The following is a 19,740-nucleotide window of genomic DNA, read 5'->3' as shown; positions in this document are numbered from 1 at the left end:
CATATAGGAGATTATAGGAATTATGGGAAAAGATACGGGATTTCTTGAATATAAAAGAACTAATAACGGTGATATACCACCTGAAGAAAGAATAAAGAATTTTGAAGAATTTCATACACCTCTTGATACACAGCCAAGAAGGGAGCAGGCGGCCAGATGCATGAACTGTGGAGTGCCTTTTTGCCAGTCTGCAATGAACCTTGGGGGAATGGTAACAGGGTGTCCACTTCATAACCTTATCCCTGAGTGGAATGATGAAATTTATAAGGGTCATGAAAAACACGCCTTTGACAGACTCTATAAAACCAGCAATTTCCCCGAGTTTACCGGCCGTGTATGCCCGGCCCTTTGTGAGAAGGCTTGCATGTGTGGACAGAATGGTGATTCAGTAACAGTGCATGATAACGAACTCTATCTTGTGGAAACAGCTTTTTCAAAAGGATATATAAAGCCTGTTGTTCCTGCAATCAGAAGCGGAAAAAAGGTTGCTGTTATCGGGGCCGGACCATCAGGCCTTGCAGTTGCTGATGAACTAAATCACAGAGGTCATACTGTAGAGGTTTTTGAGAGAGAAGATGAAGTTGGGGGTCTTCTGATGTATGGAATCCCTAACATGAAGCTCGATAAAAAAGTCATAAAGCGCAGAAGAAAGCTCATGGAGGAAGAGGGAGTAGTATTCCATACAGGAGTGAATATTGGAGCCGGAGATATTTCCTGTAAAAAAGATAGCGCATCCGGTGCCACAAAAAGTGCGGATAAAACATGGTCATCCAAAGATATTCTTGATAAGTTTGATGCCGTAGTTTTATGCTGCGGTGCCAAAAAGCCAAGGCCACTTCCAGCAGCAGACCCGGACAAAGTGCAGGGCGTTTACTTTGCAGTGGATTTCCTGACAAGGACAACAAAGGCTCTTTTAAAGAGTGAAGACATAACTGTGGAATCCCTCGCAAAGCAAGGTGGCTATATCGATGCTCACGGAAAGAATGTAGTTATAGTCGGTGGAGGTGACACAGGCAATGACTGCATCGGAACAGCTGTCAGAATGGGAGCAAAATCCGTAACAGCACTGGAAATGATGCCAAAGCCTCCGGTTGAAAGGGCAGCAAATAATCCATGGCCTGAGTGGCCCAAAACTCTAAAGACTGACTACGGACATGAAGAAGCAATCTATGTATATGGCAGCGATCCAAGAGTTTTTGAAACTACTGTAAAGAATGTAGTTACCGATAAAAAAGGCAATATCAAGCAGCTTGAAACTGTAAAAGTTTCTTTCAAAGACGGAAAACTTGTAGAAGTACCCGGTTCAGAAAAGACACTTAAGTGCGACCTTTTACTTATCGCAGCCGGATTTATTGGATGTGAAGACTACTCTGCAGATGCGTTCTCTTTAAAGAGGAGCCCGCGCGGAACAGTAGTAACAGCTGATGATGGCTATCATATTCCAAATACAAAGCTCTTTTCTGCAGGAGATATGCACCGAGGCCAATCCCTGGTAGTGTGGGCCATTGCCGAAGGCAGAGCCTGTGCAAAAGAAGTAGATGAGTACCTCATGGGATATACAAATCTATGAACTGATATAAAACAAAAGCCTTGTTTTCTGAATAAACATGAAAGAAAACAAGGCTTGTTATTTGTAGATAGACGAGACAAAAAATACATGTCTTTTATATTGTCAGATGAAGTGCCCTTGTGGCGATGTTGAAATAAACCAAAAGTGAAAGGGCATCAACAATTGTTGTGATAAACGGGCTTGCCATTACAGCCGGGTCAAATCCAAGTTTTGAGGCAAGCATAGGAAGGCAGCAGCCAACCATCTTTGCAATAAGAACTACTATCAAAAGTGTCACGCAGATTACTGCGGCAACTGTGATAGATAGTCTGTCAATGAAGATAAGCTTTACGAAGTTTGCACCTGCCAGTGTAAGGCCACACAGAGCAGCAACTCTTATCTCTTTCCAGATGATCTTAAAGATATCTTCAAACTCTATTTCCTTAAGTGAAAGTCCACGGATAATGGAAACACTTGCCTGTGAACCAGCATTTCCGCCTGTGTCCATAAGCATTGGAATATATGCGGTGAGTACAACGAAAGCGGACAGTGCATCTTCAAATCCTGTGATGATGGCGCCTGTGAATGTAGCACTTATCATCAAAAACAAGAGCCAGGGTATTCTGCTTCTGTAGGTTTCAAAAATACCAACCTTGGGATATGGCTTGTCGGATGGCACGATAGCTGCCATCTTTTCGATATCCTCTGTTGCCTCTTCTTCGAGGATGTCTACTACGTCATCGATAGTAATGATACCGACCATGCGGCTCTCATTATCAACTACAGGCATAGCAGTGAATCCGTATTTCTGGAAAACTCTTGCAGCTTCCTCCTGGTCAGTCATGGTGTTGATGCTGATGACGTTGGTGTTCATGATGTCGCCGATTATTTCATCAGGCTTCATTATGAGCAGATATCTAAGTGCAACAGTACCAACCAGTACCTTTTGCCTGGTAACTACATAGCAAATATTGATGGTCTCTGAATCTACGCCTTTTTTTCTGATCCTTTCAATGGCGTCTGCTACAGTCATGTCTTCGCGGAGATCTACATACTCCACAGTCATGATACTACCGGCAGAATCCTCAGGATACTGAAGAAGGTGATTGATATCAGCTCTGGTCTCAGGGCTTGCATTGGCCAAAATACGTTTAACTACGTTTGCGGGCATTTCCTCAAGCAGGTCAGTAGCATCATCGGCCATCAGATTGTCAATAATGTTGGAAGCTTCACGATCAGATAGTGATCGGATAATATATTGCTGAGCATCCAATTCCAGATCAGCGAATACATCTGCAGCCATGTCTTTTGGGAGAATTCTGAACATTTTAAGAGAATCCTCGTTTTCCATCTCTCCCATAGCAGTAGCGATATCTACCGTGTTCATCTCAGAGATAGTCTGGCGAAGCTTAGTATACTGTCTGGATTCAAGAAGCTCCTGCAAGATTTCAGCGATTGTTTTTTCTTCTTGTAATTCCATGATAATAATCTCCTATGAATTTGTTAATGGTGGTTAAATTGGTACTTCGACCGGGAGCAGAATCACTACTGCATATATGTGAATCAGACTTCATAAAAACCACCACCTTTCATACGAGATTTAATACCGAGTTTAATGTAACACAATTTATATTAAAAATAAATAAAGTTTTTCAATGGAATTTTTATCGGTTTAGCGTTATATTAATAGTAACATTGGAGGTGCTGTATGGGGCTTTTTGATAAGTTGTTTAAAGGAAATGACATAGAAGTATCATCACCGGTAAATGGTGAATTGGTACCGATAGAGACAGTTAGCGATCCTACCTTTGCACAGGAAATGATTGGAAAAGGAGTAGCCATTCAGCCTTCTGAAGGAAAATTTTATGCACCGGCAGATGGGAAACTTATGGCTCTTTTCCCAACAGGTCATGCATATGCTATGACTACCAAAGACGGTGCCGAGATACTTGTACATATAGGAATTGATACTGTTAAGTTAAATGGTGAACACTATACCATTCATGCCAAACAGGGCGATGATGTGAAAAAAGGCGATCTGATCGTCGAAGTAGATCTTGAGGGCGTTAAAAATGCGGGGTTCGATACTGTTACGCCTGTCATCATTTCTAATTCAGGAAAGTTTTCAAAAATCGAAAAGAAGAGCGGAGCCGTATCCGCAGGGGACACAGTAATTCTTTTGACTCAGTGACCATTGTAATGAAAATTACAATAATATAAGGAGGAACAAAAGTATGATGAAGTATTTACAGAAGATCGGGAAATCCCTGATGCTTCCAGTAGCTGTTTTACCGGCAGCAGGTATTCTTTATGGTATCGGCTATTGGATCGATCCAACTGGTTGGGGCGCTAACAGCGTTGTTGCAGCATTTTTCATCAAGGCAGCATCTGCTATTATCGACCAGATTCCTATTCTTTTTGCCATCGGTGTATCTGTAGGTATGGCAAAAGATCACGATGGAACAAGTGCTCTTGCAGGTCTTGTTTCATTTCTTATGATCACCACTTTGCTGAGTACAGGCGCGGTTGCCATGTACAGAGGCGTGGATGCATCTGAAGTACCAGCAGCCTTTGGCAAGATCAGCAATGCCTTTATCGGTATTCTGGCCGGTGTTATTGGTTCAAGCTGCTACAACAGATACAAAGACACCAAGCTTCCGGATTGGCTCGCATTCTTTAGTGGAAAAAGATGTGTTGCAATTGTAACTGCCGCAGCTTCTATTGTGTGTGCTGTTATCCTTTACTTTATATGGCCAATTATCTTCGGTGCTCTTGTTGCTTTCGGAAAAGCTATTTTAGGACTTGGCCCTGTCGGAGCAGGTATCTATGCAATGCTTAACCGTGCACTTATTCCTCTGGGACTTCACCATGCCCTCAATGCCGTATTCTGGTTTGATACAGCAGGAATCAATGACCTTGGACTTTTCTGGTCAGGAGCTGATGGCGCAGTTAAGGGCGTTACAGGACAGTACATGACAGGCTTCTTCCCTGTTATGATGTTCGGCCTTCCTGCCGGAGCTCTTGCTATGTATCATACAGCAAAAGACAGCAAAAAGAAGACAGCTGCATCTCTTCTCCTTGCAGGTGCTCTTGCTTCATTCTTTACAGGAATTACAGAACCCCTTGAGTTTGCATTTATGTTCATGGCTCCGGGACTTTACCTTGTACATGCAGTTCTCACAGGTATCTCAGCTATCGTATGTGCAATGCTTCCTCTTAGAATTGGTTTCAATTTCTCAGCAGGTTTCGTTGACTGGTTCCTGAGCTTTAAGGCACCTATGGCAGTTAATCCTTGGCTCCTTATTCCTGTAGGACTTGTGTTTGCAGTAATTTATTACGTTGTATTCCGTATTGTCATCGTTAAATTCGACCTTAAGACACCGGGCCGTGAGGATGACGAGGAAGAAGAAAACAAGATCGAGCTTTCAAATGATGATTTCACCACAATGGCTAAGTTCATACTGGAAGGCCTTGGCGGAAAAGAGAACATCAAGGAATATGATTATTGTGCTACAAGAGTTCGTGTAGAAGTTAATGATTATACTCAGGTTGATGAAAAGACTATCAAAAAAGCCGGAATTGCCGGAGTTGTACGTCCATCCAAGTCAACTGTTCAGGTTATCGTTGGACCTAAGGTTCAGTTCGTATTCGATGAAATAAAGAAAATGATGTAAAAATATGCTTTAGAAGGGACTGCGAAAAATGAGAGATCATTTTTTCGCAGTCTTTTTTATTGCCAGATTGTAATAGACTCATACTTTTTACAAATCAATATCTTGTGCCCCAAAACCATGTTCTAAGGCTATGTTGTGGTGGCATTTTTTACACCTGAAAACAATTGATAAAATTTGAAAAAATACGATAAATTCGCGCAAAAAACCGTTTAATAACTTCGAAAAAAGAATTATAATATTAGTACGAAATGGAGGTACTTTCTATGGGTAAGAAAAGTATTGTGGGTATATTTCTAGCTGGCGTATTAATGTTAGGAGTGGGAGTAACAGCTTTTGCTGCCAATGTCGCCAATGTTCCCCAGAAACCAAGTGATAAATGCATAGCAGGGCGCGATCTTAAGCCTGTGATCTATTTGTACCCTACGGAAGATAACGCAGAGATCTCCGTAAGGCTTGATTATGACGGAAATCTTGTTGATCTGATCCCTGAGTTTAATGCGGAGAATACCTGGAATGTTACTGCTAACACTGATGGAAAGATAACCTTTGAAGGACAGCAGTATGATTACCTTTTCTGGGAGGGAGATCCAAACTTCTCCTATGATTTCTTCTCAGGTTTCTGTGTAGCAGGAGCGGATACAAGTGCTTTCCTTGATGAAAAACTTCACGCTCTGGGACTTAACGACGCAGAGACATCAGAATTTATGGATTTCTGGTTACCTATGATGGAGGGTAACGAATACAATATGATCAGCTTTCAGACAGATACTTATAAAGATGGGGCAAAACTCTCAGTTTCTCCTGAGCCGGATACAGTTATAAGAGTATTTATGGCGTGGTATCCGACAGATAAATTTGTGAAGATCAATCCTCAGTATATTGAGGGGGCTGACAGAAGCGGATTTACAGTGGTTGAATGGGGTGGAAACAAGGTGAAATAAAAGTCCTTGAAACTATTACGATGATAGTCTAAAATGTTGTGCGTAGTATTGGATTTTTTCAAAATTACGCACAACATTTTTTTGAGTAGAGCACTTAGTGAGGTGTTTTACGAACTTAGTGCGAACCATACAAGTCAACTTAGCGAGGTTTTATCGAGCTTAGTTGAGCTTGTAGCGATTTTATAGAAACGGAGTACATTAGTATGATGCAATCACGTACACATAACTGTGGCGAGCTGCGCATGGAAAATGTCGGCGAGAGCGTTACTCTTGTTGGCTGGCTCGAGAACATGCGTGAAGTTGGAAGCGGGCTTGGCTTTGTAGTTTTAAGAGACTTCTATGGCACAACACAGATTGTCCTTGAGACAGAAGAGATGGTCAAGACAGCAAAGGCTATCAATAAGGAATCAACTATTTCAGTTAAGGGTGTAGTAAGGGAGAGAAGCTCCAAGAACCCCAAGCAGGCAACAGGAGACATTGAAGTTGTTCCTGAGAGCATTACTGTTCTTGGACGCTGCCGTTACAATGAGCTTCCATTTGAGATTAACCATTCAAGAGAAGCAGATGAGACAGCAAGACTTAAATACAGATATCTTGATCTTAGAAATCCTGAAGTTAAAAAGAATATTATTCTCAGATGCAATGTTGTTGCAGCTCTTCGTCAGGCCATGACAGAGCACGGATTCTTGGAGATTACAACTCCTATCCTTACAGCATCATCTCCTGAGGGAGCAAGAGATTACCTTGTACCTGCAAGAAAGCATCCTGGTAAGTTCTATGCACTTCCACAGGCTCCACAGCAGTTCAAGCAGCTTCTTATGACTGCAGGATTTGACCGTTACTTCCAGATCGCACCTTGCTTTAGAGATGAGGATGCAAGAGGAGACAGAAGCCCGGGAGAGTTCTACCAGCTTGATATGGAGATGGCTTTTGCTTCTCAGGAAGACGTATTCGCAGTACTTGAGGATGTTCTTCCTCCTATCTTTGCAAAATACGGTACATACAATCGTGCATCAGGCGCTCCATTTATGAGAATTCCATATCTTGAGGCTATGGAGAAATACGGTTCAGACAAGCCTGATCTTCGTATAGATCTTACAGTTGATGACGTTACAGAAAGCCTTGCTGATTGCGGTTTCGGACCATTTGCAACAAAGGCTGAGGACGGCAGCGATACAAACGTAAGAATCAAAGCTGTAGTTATTTCTGATTTCAAGGAAAGCAGAAAGTTCATCGACAAGACAATCGCAGATGTAGAAGTTCAGTCAGGCAATAAAGCTTACTGGTTCAGAATGGATGAGAACGGAGAGCTTGTTGGTGGTATCTCTAAATTTGTTGCACCTATTAAGGATGCAGTTGTTTCAGCTCTTTCACTTAAGGCTGGCGACCTCGTAGTTCTTTCAAGCGGTAAACTTGGTGCAGCTCAGAAGACAGCCGGCGTTATTGTTAAGACATTCGGTGCTGCAGTACCTGGACATATGGACAAAGAGCAGTATGCATTCTGCTGGATCGTAGACTTCCCTATGTATGAGATCGGTGAGGAGTCAGGAGAGCTTGAATTCTGCCACAATCCATTCTCAATGCCATCAGGTGGACTTGAGACACTTCTTAAGGCAGAGAGAGGTGAGATAGATCCTCTTTCAATCACTGCTGATCAGTATGACCTTGTATGTAATGGTGTAGAGCTTTCATCAGGTGCTGTTCGTAACCATGATCCTGAGATCATGATCAAGGCCTTCGAGATGGTAAGACTTGGAGAGGAAGATGTTAAGGCTAAGTTCCCTGCTATGTACAACGCATTCTGCTATGGCGCACCGCCACACGCAGGTATTGCTCCCGGTGTAGACCGTATGGTAATGCTACTTGCAGGTGAGGATTCAATCCGTGAGATCATTCCTTTCCCTATGAACAAGAATGCTCAGGATATTATGATGGGCGCTCCAGGATACGTTACAGACAAGCAGCTTGAAGAGCTCCATATTGCTGTTACAAAGACAGAAGACGAAGCTTGATAATATGATGATTAAAAGCACTGTCACTGATATAATGGTGATGGTGCTTTTTTACACTATACTTTTTGGGGGAGCAATGATTCTAAATCTTCGAAAAATAAAAGATTCAAAATATTTCTATACAGTTGTTTCTGTAGTAATGCTGGTTCTTGCGCTTATCTTGAGATTATATAAACTTAGTGATATACCACGAGGCCTCCACGTTGATGAGATAGGCATGGGGTATGATTCCTGGTGCATAGCTCACTTTGGCGTGGACAGATATCTTAACAGTTTTCCCATGTACTTAAGCAATTATGGCGGCGGACAGAGCGCATTATATTGCTATCTCACAGTTCCGTTTATTCTTTTAGGCGGATTTACCCCGCTTATGCTACGACTTCCATCGGTCATTTTTTCAATGCTTGCCGGAATCTTTGGCTGGCGCCTCATTCGCATAGTTTCAGGTAAAAGAGCCAGTCTCATCTATCTGTTCGTCTTTTTGGCGGTACCTTATTTTACTCAGGCGGGACGAATAGCCCTTGATTGCAATCTGATGCTTGGACTTAGTGTCATTATGCTTAATATTTTGGAATACTGCCTCAGGGATGAGAACTATGGTAAAAAGACATGTTTTGTTCTTCTTGGGACAGTGACAGGAATAACCTTTTATTCCTATGCTCTCAGCGATGTTGTACTTCCTTTGTTTTACTTATTTCTGGTAATCTACCTCATCGCCATTAGAAAAAAAGTCGCTATAAGCTCAATGATAGCCTTTGCAATCCCGGTCATTATTTTTGCTATTCCGCAGATACTTTTGCAGATAGTGAATATATACGGCCTTCCTGCAATACACATAGGACCCATGACAATTCCTATAGTCTTAAATTACAGACTTGATGATATCGTCTTTGACCAGGTTAAACCAAACCTTAGATGGACCTTTGATAGTCTTTTTAGGGCGGACAACACTGATTTTGATTCATTTCCTCAATTCGGTGCGCTCTATATGTTCTCACTTCCTGTTATTGCTTTTGGTGGGCTCTATACTCTGACAAGGCTTGTAAAAAGTGTTCGCGAAAAGAAGATAAGATTTGAAAGCGTTATCCTTATCTATACATTTTCAGTACTTCTTTTTGGCTTGTTCATTCAGGGGGTTACCACATACAGGATTAACAGCGCGTTTTTTGGCCTGGCCTTCTTTATTGTAGTGACTGTTGAATTTCTTTTTGCCAGAAACAGGCAGAAGTTTGCGTCAAGTGCTCTTGCAATCTGCCTTTTGGTACTTTATCTGATAAATGGTGTGCAGTTTGTAGATTTTTATTTCAATAAATATGCAGATACAGTTTACCCACAGAGGCTTTTTGCAGAAGACCCTACTGATGTGTATAACTTCCTTGATAGTCAGTCGGAAAGCGTAAGATCAAGGCTTACTTACGTGGGTGGAGCCAACGAAGCTTATATTTACTACCTTTGGGCAAAAGAAATTTCGCCATACGAGTACGATCACAACAAATATGGCAACAATGGAGATGGATTAAAATACAGTTTTTGGGCTCCGGAGCCATATGATGTGTCTTGCAATTACGTGATGTATCTTCCGGAGGAAAGCGAGAGAGAATCGCTGATTGGACTTGATTTTAAAGAGTATGATTTTGGACCTTATAAAGTATATTTACATGAATAAAGATACAATTTTAAATGCGGCGCAAAGCCGCATTTTTTCTAGGTTTTTATTTAATAATAAAAATAGACTTAATTTATATTTCGTTAATTATTGCTTTGTATACTATTAGTATGACATTTTCAGATAAGGAGGCAGATATGTCAGATAATAGTAAAAAAAGCGTGAAAAAGGGAAAGAGAATCAGTGCACAGTTACTTATTGTGCTCGTTCCCATGATTATTGCGGCTATTGCCATTGTAACAATCTTTATTGCAATTCAGGCGAAAAATGTTATTGAACAGCAGGCAACAAACGGACTTTCGCAAGAAGCCAGAGCTAATGCTGCTGAGATTAGTGGAAAAGTAGAGAGTATAAAGGTTTTCTATGATGGCATCTGCGAGGCTATCCAAAATACTGCCTATGAAAGTGATCAGGAATTGATAAACGCTTACCAGTTCACTCAGTCACAGTTTGCTGAAACAGGTACAGGTTTTTATATTGGACTTTCAAATAAAGATTATATAGACATATCTGGATGGGTTCCTGATGCGGGCTACGATCCAACATCAAGACCCTGGTATATCTCAGGAAGTTCAAATAGCACTATGACATTGAATCCACCTTCAGTTGACCTTAATACAGGTGAGATGGTAGCGACCATATCAAGAAAGATCACTCTGAAAGATGGAAGAACCGGCGTTATGTCATCTGACGTGTTCTTGAACGATATATCCAAAACTGCAAGTGCATATAAGCCTCTTGGTACAGGTTCATCAATGATGTTCTCTGGTTCAATGATGGTTGCATCACCTTCAGAGGATCAGATAGGAAAAGATGTATCTGAGTATCCAAATGATTCTTTTATACAGGAAGTTGCGCAGATTGTATCATCAGGTGGAACAAGTGAGATAAAGAATATTCATGGAACAGATGGAAAAGATTACTATGTTGCCTTTAACAATGTAGAAGGAACTGACTGGTATCTTGTTTCATTCACTAAGGTATCAGACGTTATGTCCTCTCTTTATAAGTTCCTCAATATTAGTATTTTGATGGCATTGATCATGATAATTGCAATGGCAATAGTTATTGCGATGATCATTGGAAAGATGGTTACAAAGCCTGTCAGCAACCTTACAGACAATATTACAAGAATTGCAAATGGCGACTTTACAGTTGAGATAGAAAAAGGAAATGGCAATGAGAATGAGATTGGCGTAATGAACAATAACATGTTTGATTATGTCAACCAGATGAGAGAGACTCTTGCTGAACTTCAAAATGTAACACATAAGCTGGCTGACGAGGCAGGCAACTCTAAGAGCGCATCCAGTGACCTTAACGAACAGGCTGGTGAGCAGAGCAAGGCAATGCAGCAGATCCAGGGAGCTATGGATGATATGGCAGATGCAGTTACTGAGCTTGCAAATCAGGCAACAACGCTTGCTCAGGAAGTTAGCAATCTTACAGACAAGAGCCATCAGACTCAGGCTACAATGTCCAGTCTTGTAACAAAGGCAAAAGAAGGACAGCGTGATATGGAAGCTGTTCAGACAGGAATGAATAATATTTCTTCTTCTATGGAAGAAATGAATAGAGTTGTCGGTGACGTTGGAGAATCAGCTAACAAGATCAATTCTATTATTGAAATGATCACATCTATTGCAGAGCAGACAAACCTTCTTTCACTTAATGCATCAATTGAGGCTGCAAGAGCGGGAGAGGCCGGAAAAGGATTCGCAGTTGTTGCTACTGAGATCGGACAGCTTGCCAATAACAGTGCTGAATCAACTACTCAGATCGCAGAGATCATAAAAGATATTACATCTCAGATTCAGGATCTTTCAGATAAGTCAAAGACCAACATGGAAGAGATCAGTAACAACATGGATGCTGTTACTACAGCAGGATCAACCTTTGAAGAAATCTTCAAGAGCCTTGATGAGGCCAGCGATATCGTTGGTGAGATGATTGCAAAAGTAGGAAATGTAGATGAGATAGCAACATCTATGGCAGCTATTTCTGAGGAACAGTCAGCAAGTACACAGGAAGTAAGTGCTACAGCAACAACACTTGCAACAAGTGCAGAACAGGTGGCTGAAAACTCTAAGGGTGTTGATAACAGTGCTGCAGCTGTATCAGATTCTTCAGATGCAATTGAGGAACTCATCAGTAAATTCAAGATTTAAAGAACAATAACCGAAATTTTGATAAAATATTTATAAATATTGTGGCCGGAGCCGCTAAATTCGTAGAATTTGCGCGGTCTCCGGCTTTTTTATGCCAAAAACTACAGATACACTAAATTGTCTAACAAGGTTGAGAATTATAGGCAAAAAGTGTATTATTAACTTGTTATACTGTTTATTTTATGCTCAATAAACGGTTTTGCGACAACAGCGAAAGGAGTAAAGCCCCAAATGCAGGCAAAGCGAATGTCAGAAATATTAAGTCAATTTGCTATGGTCGGACAACTTGGCCTATCACTCCTTATGCCACTACTTATGTGTTTATTCATCTGTTATCTTCTATGCACCAGACTTTCGGTCGGGGCTTGGGTTTATATACCGGGGTTCATTTTGGGCCTGGGAGGATCTATGACAACTGCCTATAAAGTTTATCTGGCAGTGATTCACAGGGAAGAGAAAAAGAAAAAAGAAAAATCCGGTACAGAAGTTTATTTTAATAAACACTTCTGATACTTAATTCGACAGGAGACAAAGGAAAGTATGAAATTACAGGATGCTGTAAAGAAAGAAACGGGGATAATTGCAGCAGGAACAGCAGTTGGGGTTCTTGTGATATATGTAGTGTTTTATGTTTTGCACATGGTTGTTCCAAGTTGGGCACCATTTGATATAAAGGTCATCTTAGGTGGAATTGGCGGCTTTATAGTGGCCGTTGGTAATTTTTTCTGGATGGCTGTATCAGTGCAAAAAGTTGCATCTATAACGGATGAAGAGAGAGCAAGAAGGACTATGAGCGTAAGCTATAGATATAGGACCATGCTCCAGTTCCTGTGGGTGATACTTGCTATTGTTTTGCCGGTATTCAACCTGGTGTCAGGAATTGCACCGCTTTTCATCCCGAGCATCATAATCAAACTACGCGGGATTTTGTCTGCGGGGAAAGGAGGTTGAAGGCGAAGATATGAGTAATGATTTCTCAGTCGTTGGACCGAAGATATACTATACGATCCACACAGGAATTCCGATTCTTGGAGATTTTAACATTACAGAGACGCTGATCGTCAGCTGGCTTGTAATGATAATTATCACAGGATTGTGTATCTTCCTCACAAGAGACCTACGCATTGAGAATATTTCCAAACGACAGGCATTTGCAGAAATGCTTGTGGAAATGGGCAATAATTTTGTCCGTAACAATACTGGAGGCAATAAGTTCGATAAATTGATACCATTTGTGTCAGCTCTTTTTGCCACAAGTGTAATATCAAATCTTATCAGCCTTGTGGGGCTTCGTAGTCCTACAGCAGACTTATCGACAGAAGCCGGTTGGGCTGTAGTTGTTTTCATCATGATCACAGCTACTAAGATCAAGACCAATGGAGTTGGCGGATACTTAAAGGGATTCACAACACCTATAGCAGTTATGACACCATTTAACATCTTGTCAGAGCTTGCTACACCGGTTAGTATGGCTTGCCGTCACTTTGGAAATATCCTTTCAGGCGTAGTAATCGACGGACTTATCTATTGGGCTTTGGGTCTTGCGTCCGCAGCATTGTTCGGACTCATCCCCGGTGTTGTTGGCAATTTCTTATCCAACATACCAATTCTTAGCGTAGGTATTCCGGCAATTACAGGCGTATATTTTGACTGGTTCTCAGGATGCATGCAGGCATTTATCTTCTGTATGCTGACCGTCATGTACATCGCCAATGCGGCAGAAGAAGGCTAAGCAAAATTTAAAACTAAATATTGAATCATTTATTAAATCAAAAAACCATATTTTAGGAGGCAAAAAACATGGGTGATTTTCAGATTTTAGCAAAAGGTATTGCACTTGCAGGATGCGGTATTGGTGCTGGATGTGCACTGATAGCTGGTATCGGACCTGGTATTGGTGAAGGAACTGCTGTTTCTAAGGCTCTTGAAGCTATTGGACGTCAGCCTGAGTGTAAGGGCGATGTAACAAGTACTATGCTTCTTGGTTGTGCCGTTGCAGAGACAACCGGTATTTACGGTTTCGTTACAGGTCTTCTTCTTATCTTCGTTGCACCTGGAATGTTCATGGGATACTTAAACTAATCTCTAATTTTTTAAAAGGAGAATATATATGCAATTACAGGCTCTAATGATGCTTTCTGCGGAAAACACGCAGGAGCTGGTTACATTGGTTCCCTGGACATTTATCGCAACGATAATCAACTTGTTCATTCAGATGTTCCTGATAAAGAAGTTTCTTTTCAAGCCTATCAATGACATTCTTGAAAAGAGAAAAAATCTTGCTGATAAGACGATCAGGGAAGCTAGAGAGGCCAAGGAAGAAGCCGATTCTCTTAAAGATCAATACGAAGATAGCCTGACCAGCGCTCATGCTGAGGCTGCAAAGATTGTTTCTGACGCACAGAAAGAGGCGCAGAGCAAAGCTGATGCCCTTGTAAAAGAGGCACAGGAAGAGGCAGCAGGCATCAAAGCCAGGGCGGCTGCTGATATTGAGCAGGAAAGGAAAAAGGCGGTCAACGAGGCCAAAGACGAGATTGGCTCACTTGCAATGGATATTGCAGGCAAGGTTGTTGAAAAAGAGATCAACGAAGCCGATCACAAGAAACTTATTGATGAGTTCATCAATCAAGTTGGAGCATAAAGGAATAAAACAGCCCGAAAGCATTTACTGCTGAGGGGGTAATAAGGAGAAACTATGAGTAAAGCTGGAGATCTTTATGGGCAGAGCCTATATGATCTGGCAGCGGAATCAAACCTATCGGATGAAATATTGGGCGAAATGGAGGTAATAAACGGAATCTTCAAAGAGAATCCGGATTATGTAACACTCCTCTCGGAACCCTCAGTCCCAAAGAAGGAAAGGCTTCAGCTGGTTGACCAGGCACTTGGTGATGGTTGCCAGGAGTACCTTTTAAACTTCATCAAGATTCTCATTGAGAAGGGAATCCTAAGAGAGTTTTCTGCATGTCAAAAGAGATACAGAAGATGCTACAACGAGGAACACGGCATCGCTGATGCCCTTGTTACCACGGCAGTAGCCTTAGATGATTCTCAGCTTTCACTTCTCAAGGCCAAACTTGAGAACATAAGCGGCAAGAAAGTATTGCTACGACAGAAGGTTGATAGCAGCGTTCTTGGCGGCGTGAGAGTAGATCTTGAGGGACAGCTCTTTGACGGAACAGTAAAGGGAAGGTTATCCGAGCTTCGCAGAAGAGTCGATGAGACAGTCATCTAAAAAATATATCGGAGGATGATATGGAACTAAAACCAGAAAAAATATCCGAGGTCATTCGAAGCCAGATAAAGAATTATCAGAATGCAATTATCCAGAATGAGACTGGTACAGTTCTTACAGTTGGTGATGGTATCGCACGTGTAAGCGGACTTTTGAACTGTATGTCCGGTGAGCTTTTGGAGTTTGAGAATGGTACATTCGGAATGGCTCAGAACCTCGAGGAAACAGTAGTATCTGCGGTTTTGTTCGGCGAGGATGTAGGAATCAGCGAAGGACAAACCGTTAAGCGTACAGGAAGAGTCGTATCTGTTCCTGTAGGAGAAAAAATGATTGGACGTGTTGTTAACGCCATTGGTCAGCCAATCGACGGAGCTGGCCCAATCGAAACAACAGAGTATAGACCAGTTGAATCACCAGCTCCTGGTATTATTGCCAGACAGCCGGTTAAGGAGCCTCTCCAGACTGGTATCAAGGCTATCGACTCAATGATCCCTATTGGTAGAGGTCAGCGTGAGCTTATCATTGGCGATAGACAGACAGGTAAGACAACAATTGCTATAGATACAATCCTTAACCAGAAGGGCAAGGATGTTATCTGTATTTATGTTGCTATCGGACAGAAACGTTCTACAGTAACAGCTCTTGTTGAAGACCTTAAAAAGGGCGGAGCTATGGACTACACAATCGTTGTAGCAGCTACAGCTTCAGAACCAAGCCCACTGCAGTACATTTCACCATACACAGGCTGTGCTATGGGTGAGTACTTCATGTATAAAGGAAAACACGTGCTTTGTATCTACGACGACTTGTCCAAGCATGCCGTAGCTTACCGTGCACTCTCCTTGCTGATCAGAAGACCACCGGGACGTGAAGCTTATCCTGGAGACGTTTTCTATCTGCATTCAAGACTTCTTGAAAGAGCTGCCAAACTCTCAGAAGAAAATGGAGGAGGTTCACTTACAGCCCTTCCTATTATTGAGACACAGGCAGGTGATGTATCAGCATACATCCCTACAAACGTTATCTCCATCACTGATGGACAGATATTCCTTGAGACAGAGCTTTTCCACTCAGGAATCATGCCAGCCGTTAACCCTGGTATTTCAGTATCCCGAGTTGGTGGTAATGCTCAGATCAAGGCTATGAAGAAGGTTGCCGGTACACTTAAACTTGTATATTCACAGTATCGTGAACTTCAGAGTTTCGCTCAGTTCGGTTCAGATCTGGATGAGGATACCAAGGCACGTCTTGCTCAAGGTGAACGTATTGTTGAAGTTCTTAAGCAGGACAAGAATCAGCCTGTTCCTGTAGAAAAGCAGGTAGCTATTCTTTATGCTGTTGTCAACAATATTCTTATCAAGGTTGCTGCTTCTGATGTTGCAGAATATGAAGCCGGACTTTATGAATTCCTTGATAGCAATCCTACCGGAATCGCAGCTATGCGCGAGATCCGTGAGAGCGGAAAGCTTGAAGCTGAAACAGAAGAAAAGCTTAAAGAGACACTGAACGCTTATACTGAAAACTTTTTAAAGAGAAAATAATCAGGAGGAAAACTAAATGGCTGGATCAATGAAAGCTGTTAAACTCCGAATAAAAAGCGTCCAGAGCACAATGCAGATAACGAAAGCAATGCAGCTGGTTGCAGCTTCAAAGCTTCGTAAAGCTAAAGAGAGAGCTGATAATTCGAAACCTTATCTTGAGACAATGCTTGCAACACTTACAGATATAGCCAACGGAAATAACGATTTCCGTTCAATTTACACCAAGAGTGGAAATGACAGATGGCTGTATGTTGTAATTGCCGGAGACAGAGGTCTTGCAGGCGGATACAACTCAAACCTGTTTAAATTTGTTGAAGCTGAGATCAAGGACAAGAATAATGTAACAGTTCTCCCTATCGGTAAAAAATCTGTGGAGTTCTTTAAGCATAGAAATGTGCCTATCCTCACAGAGGAATACGCCGAAGTTGCCAAGGTAAACATTTCAGACTGTTTCCAGGTAGCAAAGCTTATCTGCGGATCATATGGTGGCGATGGCTTCGGACACGTTTTCCTGTGCTACACAAACTTCGTGTCCATGTTGTCTCAGGTACCTACATCCACATCGCTTCTTCCTCTTTCAGATTTGAAATCTGAAAACCTGGAAAAAGATGGAAAGGCAAAAGACCTGATACTATATGAACCTGACAGTGAGACAGTGTTCAATGAGATTGTTCCAGAGTATCTGGCAGGAATACTATATTCAAGTATCAATATTTCTTATGCTTCAGAGCTTGCTGCTCGTAGAACAGCTATGGAAGCAGCTACAGACAATGCAGAAGAGATGATCGATAACTTGAGCTTGTACTATAACAGAGCCCGTCAGGCAAGCATTACTCAGGAAATTACTGAGATTGTTGCTGGAGCAGAAAGCTGAACACTTAGCGAGATGATAATCGAGCTTAGTGTGAAGCTTGTTCTGGCGAAGCTGCTTTGCAGCTGAGAGCAGAACTTCCTCTGACTAGTAACAGTAGCACGAGAGCAGAACTTCCACTAGTTAATATTTTGGAACAAATTAAAAATTAAGGAGTTTAACAATGAGTGAAAATCATGTTGGAAAGGTAATACAGGTTACAGGTCCTGTACTTGACATCCGCTTCAAAGAGGGTGAACTTCCTGATCTTCACAATGCCATAGAAATTATGATCGAAGACCGCAAACTTGTTGCAGAAGTTGCGCAGCAGGTCGGCGATGACGTAGTTCGTTGCGTAGCCATGAGCTCCACAGACGGACTTGTTCGTGGCGTTGATGCCGTAGACACAGGAAGCCCAATCACTGTACCGGTTGGTGACAAGTGCTTAGGAAGAATTTTCAACCTTCTTGGAGAACCTGTAGATAATCAGCCTGCACCTGAAGGAGTAGAGAGATGGGCAATCCATCGTCCGGCTCCTGCTTATGAGGATCAGGTTCCTGCTACAGAAATCTTTGAGACAGGTATCAAGGTCGTTGACCTTATCTGCCCTTATGCTAAGGGTGGTAAGATTGGTTTGTTCGGTGGTGCCGGAGTAGGTAAGACCGTACTTATCATGGAGCTGATCAATAACGTTGCTAAGGCACACGGTGGTATTTCAGTATTCACCGGCGTTGGTGAGCGTACTCGTGAAGGAAACGACCTTTACGGAGAAATGAAGGAAAGTGGAGTTATTGATAAAACTGCCCTGGTTTATGGACAGATGAATGAGCCACCGGGAGCCAGAATGAGAGTTGGTCTTTCCGGACTTACAATGGCTGAGTATTTCCGTGATGTAAAAAATCAGGATGTGCTTTTATTCATTGATAATATTTTCCGTTTCACACAGGCTGGTTCAGAGGTTTCAGCGCTTCTTGGACGTATGCCTTCAGCCGTAGGTTATCAGCCTACATTGGCTACAGAAATGGGTGCTCTTCAGGAGCGTATCACATCTACAAAGAAGGGTTCAATCACATCAGTTCAGGCTGTATACGTGCCTGCCGATGACCTTACTGACCCTGCTCCTGCTACAACATTCACACACCTTGATGCTACAACCGTTCTTTCAAGAGATATCGCATCTAAGGGTATTTACCCGGCCGTAGATCCTCTTGATTCAACAAGCCGTATTCTTTCTCCTGATATCGTAGGAAAAGAGCACTATGAAGTAGCTAAGGGAGTTCAGCAGGTGCTTCAGAGATATCGTGAACTTCAGGATATCATTGCTATCATGGGTATGGATGAGCTTTCAGAAGAGGATAAGCTTACTGTTTACAGAGCTCGTAAGGTTCAGAACTTCCTGTCACAGAGCTTCTCAGTTGCTGAGCAGTTCACAGGTCTTCCTGGAAAATACGTTCCTCTTAAAGAGACAATCAGAGGCTTTAAGATGATCCTTGATGGCGAGTGCGATGATCTTCCTGAGAGTGCATTCCTTCTTGTAGGAACTATTGATGAAGTCTTCGAGAAAGCAAAAGCTAACAAGTAATAGCAAAGGAGTAACCTATGTCCACTTCTTATCATTTACAGGTTGTGTCCCTGGATGGTCTGGAATTTGAAGGTGAAGTTCAGAAAATACTGCTCCGTACAATAGATGGTGATGTGGAGATTCTTGCTCGCCACACCAACTACTGTACTGCTATTGGTATGGGAACTGCCAAAGTGACCATGGACGACGGCCAGGAAAGAAAGGCTGCCTGTATCGGTGGAATGCTTTCGGTTATGAACGGAGAAGTCAGAGTTCTTCCTACTACGTGGGAGTGGAGCGAAGACATCGATGTAGATCGTGCTAAAGCTGCTAAGGCAAAAGCTGAAGAAGCTCTTAAGAACCAGCAGCTTGATAAAGAAACACGTATCCGTGCAGAAGCCAAGCTCTACAGAGCTCTCGTAAGAATCGGTTCCTCCGGACAGGAAAGTAAATATAACTAATATCTAAAGCCGTCAGAGCCAAAGCCCTGGCGGCTTTTAAGTTTTATGCTAATGTGGAGTTTCTTCAGAATATATGATAAAT

The 19,740-nt window shown here is 42.1% G+C and carries 18 protein-coding genes; 17 read left to right on the top strand and 1 reads right to left on the bottom strand.

Annotated elements, in window-relative coordinates; translation table 11 throughout:
- Positions 1–22: 22 nt before the first annotated feature.
- Positions 23–1,570, top strand: a complete 1,548-nt coding sequence (locus G585_RS0101590; RefSeq protein WP_022772502.1) for a glutamate synthase subunit beta — start codon at positions 23–25, stop codon at positions 1,568–1,570.
- Positions 1,571–1,664: 94 nt separating this feature from the next.
- Here G585_RS0101590 and mgtE read toward each other — a convergent pair whose 3' ends face one another.
- Positions 1,665–3,029, bottom strand: a complete 1,365-nt coding sequence (gene mgtE / locus G585_RS0101585; protein WP_022772501.1) for a magnesium transporter — start codon at positions 3,027–3,029, stop codon at positions 1,665–1,667.
- Between the two features lie 228 nt (positions 3,030–3,257).
- Here mgtE and G585_RS0101580 point away from each other — a divergent pair, with 228 nt between their 5' ends.
- The 16 genes from G585_RS0101580 (at position 3,258) to atpC (ending at position 19,658) form a co-directional block, all read left to right on the top strand.
- Positions 3,258–3,740 carry a PTS sugar transporter subunit IIA gene (locus G585_RS0101580; RefSeq protein ID WP_022772499.1) on the top strand — a complete coding sequence of 161 codons (483 nt, stop codon included), beginning with the start codon at positions 3,258–3,260 and terminating at the stop codon, positions 3,738–3,740.
- 43 nt (positions 3,741–3,783) lie between these two features.
- Entirely contained in the window at positions 3,784–5,223 is a 1,440-nt protein-coding gene (nagE, locus tag G585_RS0101575; RefSeq protein ID WP_022772498.1) for an N-acetylglucosamine-specific PTS transporter subunit IIBC, read from the top strand.
- A gap of 263 nt (positions 5,224–5,486) precedes the next feature.
- Positions 5,487–6,164, top strand: a complete 678-nt coding sequence (locus G585_RS19835) for a hypothetical protein (protein ID WP_022772497.1) — start codon at positions 5,487–5,489, stop codon at positions 6,162–6,164.
- Between the two features lie 203 nt (positions 6,165–6,367).
- Entirely contained in the window at positions 6,368–8,176 is a 1,809-nt protein-coding gene (aspS, locus tag G585_RS0101565; RefSeq protein WP_022772495.1) for an aspartate--tRNA ligase, read from the top strand.
- A gap of 76 nt (positions 8,177–8,252) precedes the next feature.
- Entirely contained in the window at positions 8,253–9,842 is a 1,590-nt protein-coding gene (locus G585_RS0101560) for an ArnT family glycosyltransferase (protein ID WP_155827698.1), read from the top strand.
- Positions 9,843–9,979: 137 nt separating this feature from the next.
- Positions 9,980–12,010 carry a methyl-accepting chemotaxis protein gene (locus G585_RS0101555; RefSeq protein WP_022772493.1) on the top strand — a complete coding sequence of 677 codons (2,031 nt, stop codon included), beginning with the start codon at positions 9,980–9,982 and terminating at the stop codon, positions 12,008–12,010.
- A gap of 231 nt (positions 12,011–12,241) precedes the next feature.
- On the top strand, positions 12,242–12,520 hold the full coding sequence (locus G585_RS19970; protein ID WP_022772491.1) for an AtpZ/AtpI family protein: 279 nt from the start codon (positions 12,242–12,244) through the stop codon (positions 12,518–12,520).
- A gap of 30 nt (positions 12,521–12,550) precedes the next feature.
- Positions 12,551–12,961, top strand: a complete 411-nt coding sequence (locus G585_RS0101545) for an ATP synthase subunit I (protein WP_022772490.1) — start codon at positions 12,551–12,553, stop codon at positions 12,959–12,961.
- A gap of 10 nt (positions 12,962–12,971) precedes the next feature.
- A complete protein-coding gene (locus G585_RS0101540; protein ID WP_022772488.1) occupies positions 12,972–13,742 on the top strand; it encodes a F0F1 ATP synthase subunit A in 771 nt (256 codons plus the stop codon).
- A 68-nt stretch (positions 13,743–13,810) separates the two neighbouring features.
- Complete coding sequence (gene atpE, locus G585_RS0101535) at positions 13,811–14,092, top strand: ATP synthase F0 subunit C (protein ID WP_022772487.1); 282 nt, start codon at positions 13,811–13,813, stop codon at positions 14,090–14,092.
- Positions 14,093–14,120: 28 nt separating this feature from the next.
- Positions 14,121–14,651, top strand: coding sequence for a F0F1 ATP synthase subunit B (gene atpF / locus G585_RS0101530; protein ID WP_022772486.1), 531 nt, complete (start codon positions 14,121–14,123; stop codon positions 14,649–14,651).
- Between the two features lie 54 nt (positions 14,652–14,705).
- Positions 14,706–15,245 (top strand): ATP synthase F1 subunit delta, encoded by a 540-nt coding sequence (gene atpH, locus G585_RS0101525; protein ID WP_022772484.1) that lies wholly within the window; start codon positions 14,706–14,708, stop codon positions 15,243–15,245.
- 20 nt (positions 15,246–15,265) lie between these two features.
- Positions 15,266–16,786 (top strand): F0F1 ATP synthase subunit alpha, encoded by a 1,521-nt coding sequence (gene atpA, locus G585_RS0101520; protein ID WP_022772483.1) that lies wholly within the window; start codon positions 15,266–15,268, stop codon positions 16,784–16,786.
- A gap of 16 nt (positions 16,787–16,802) precedes the next feature.
- Complete coding sequence (gene atpG, locus G585_RS0101515) at positions 16,803–17,660, top strand: ATP synthase F1 subunit gamma (protein ID WP_022772481.1); 858 nt, start codon at positions 16,803–16,805, stop codon at positions 17,658–17,660.
- A gap of 160 nt (positions 17,661–17,820) precedes the next feature.
- Positions 17,821–19,218: a F0F1 ATP synthase subunit beta gene (gene atpD / locus G585_RS0101510; protein ID WP_022772480.1), complete on the top strand. Its 1,398-nt coding sequence runs from the start codon at positions 17,821–17,823 to the stop codon at positions 19,216–19,218.
- Positions 19,219–19,235: 17 nt separating this feature from the next.
- Positions 19,236–19,658, top strand: a complete 423-nt coding sequence (gene atpC / locus G585_RS0101505) for an ATP synthase F1 subunit epsilon (protein WP_022772479.1) — start codon at positions 19,236–19,238, stop codon at positions 19,656–19,658.
- Positions 19,659–19,740: the final 82 nt, after the last annotated feature.

It is taken from the genome of Butyrivibrio sp. AE2015 (assembly GCF_000420825.1).
GTDB lineage: Bacteria > Bacillota > Clostridia > Lachnospirales > Lachnospiraceae > Butyrivibrio.
Note: the sequence above shows the minus strand (reverse complement) of the source record. Positions and strands in the feature narration are given on the sequence as shown.

Coding starts and splice junctions, on each gene's coding strand:
- atpF (WP_022772486.1), top strand. CDS start 14,121: ATGCAATTACAGGCTCTAATGATGCTTTCTGCGGAAAACACGCAGGAG.
- atpG (WP_022772481.1), top strand. CDS start 16,803: ATGGCTGGATCAATGAAAGCTGTTAAACTCCGAATAAAAAGCGTCCAG.
- G585_RS0101545 (WP_022772490.1), top strand. CDS start 12,551: ATGAAATTACAGGATGCTGTAAAGAAAGAAACGGGGATAATTGCAGCA.
- atpA (WP_022772483.1), top strand. CDS start 15,266: ATGGAACTAAAACCAGAAAAAATATCCGAGGTCATTCGAAGCCAGATA.
- atpC (WP_022772479.1), top strand. CDS start 19,236: ATGTCCACTTCTTATCATTTACAGGTTGTGTCCCTGGATGGTCTGGAA.
- mgtE (WP_022772501.1), bottom strand. CDS start 3,029: ATGGAATTACAAGAAGAAAAAACAATCGCTGAAATCTTGCAGGAGCTT.
- G585_RS0101540 (WP_022772488.1), top strand. CDS start 12,972: ATGAGTAATGATTTCTCAGTCGTTGGACCGAAGATATACTATACGATC.
- aspS (WP_022772495.1), top strand. CDS start 6,368: ATGATGCAATCACGTACACATAACTGTGGCGAGCTGCGCATGGAAAAT.
- G585_RS19970 (WP_022772491.1), top strand. CDS start 12,242: ATGCAGGCAAAGCGAATGTCAGAAATATTAAGTCAATTTGCTATGGTC.
- G585_RS0101555 (WP_022772493.1), top strand. CDS start 9,980: ATGTCAGATAATAGTAAAAAAAGCGTGAAAAAGGGAAAGAGAATCAGT.
- atpH (WP_022772484.1), top strand. CDS start 14,706: ATGAGTAAAGCTGGAGATCTTTATGGGCAGAGCCTATATGATCTGGCA.
- G585_RS0101590 (WP_022772502.1), top strand. CDS start 23: ATGGGAAAAGATACGGGATTTCTTGAATATAAAAGAACTAATAACGGT.
- G585_RS0101560 (WP_155827698.1), top strand. CDS start 8,253: ATGATTCTAAATCTTCGAAAAATAAAAGATTCAAAATATTTCTATACA.
- atpD (WP_022772480.1), top strand. CDS start 17,821: ATGAGTGAAAATCATGTTGGAAAGGTAATACAGGTTACAGGTCCTGTA.
- nagE (WP_022772498.1), top strand. CDS start 3,784: ATGATGAAGTATTTACAGAAGATCGGGAAATCCCTGATGCTTCCAGTA.
- G585_RS19835 (WP_022772497.1), top strand. CDS start 5,487: ATGGGTAAGAAAAGTATTGTGGGTATATTTCTAGCTGGCGTATTAATG.
- atpE (WP_022772487.1), top strand. CDS start 13,811: ATGGGTGATTTTCAGATTTTAGCAAAAGGTATTGCACTTGCAGGATGC.
- G585_RS0101580 (WP_022772499.1), top strand. CDS start 3,258: ATGGGGCTTTTTGATAAGTTGTTTAAAGGAAATGACATAGAAGTATCA.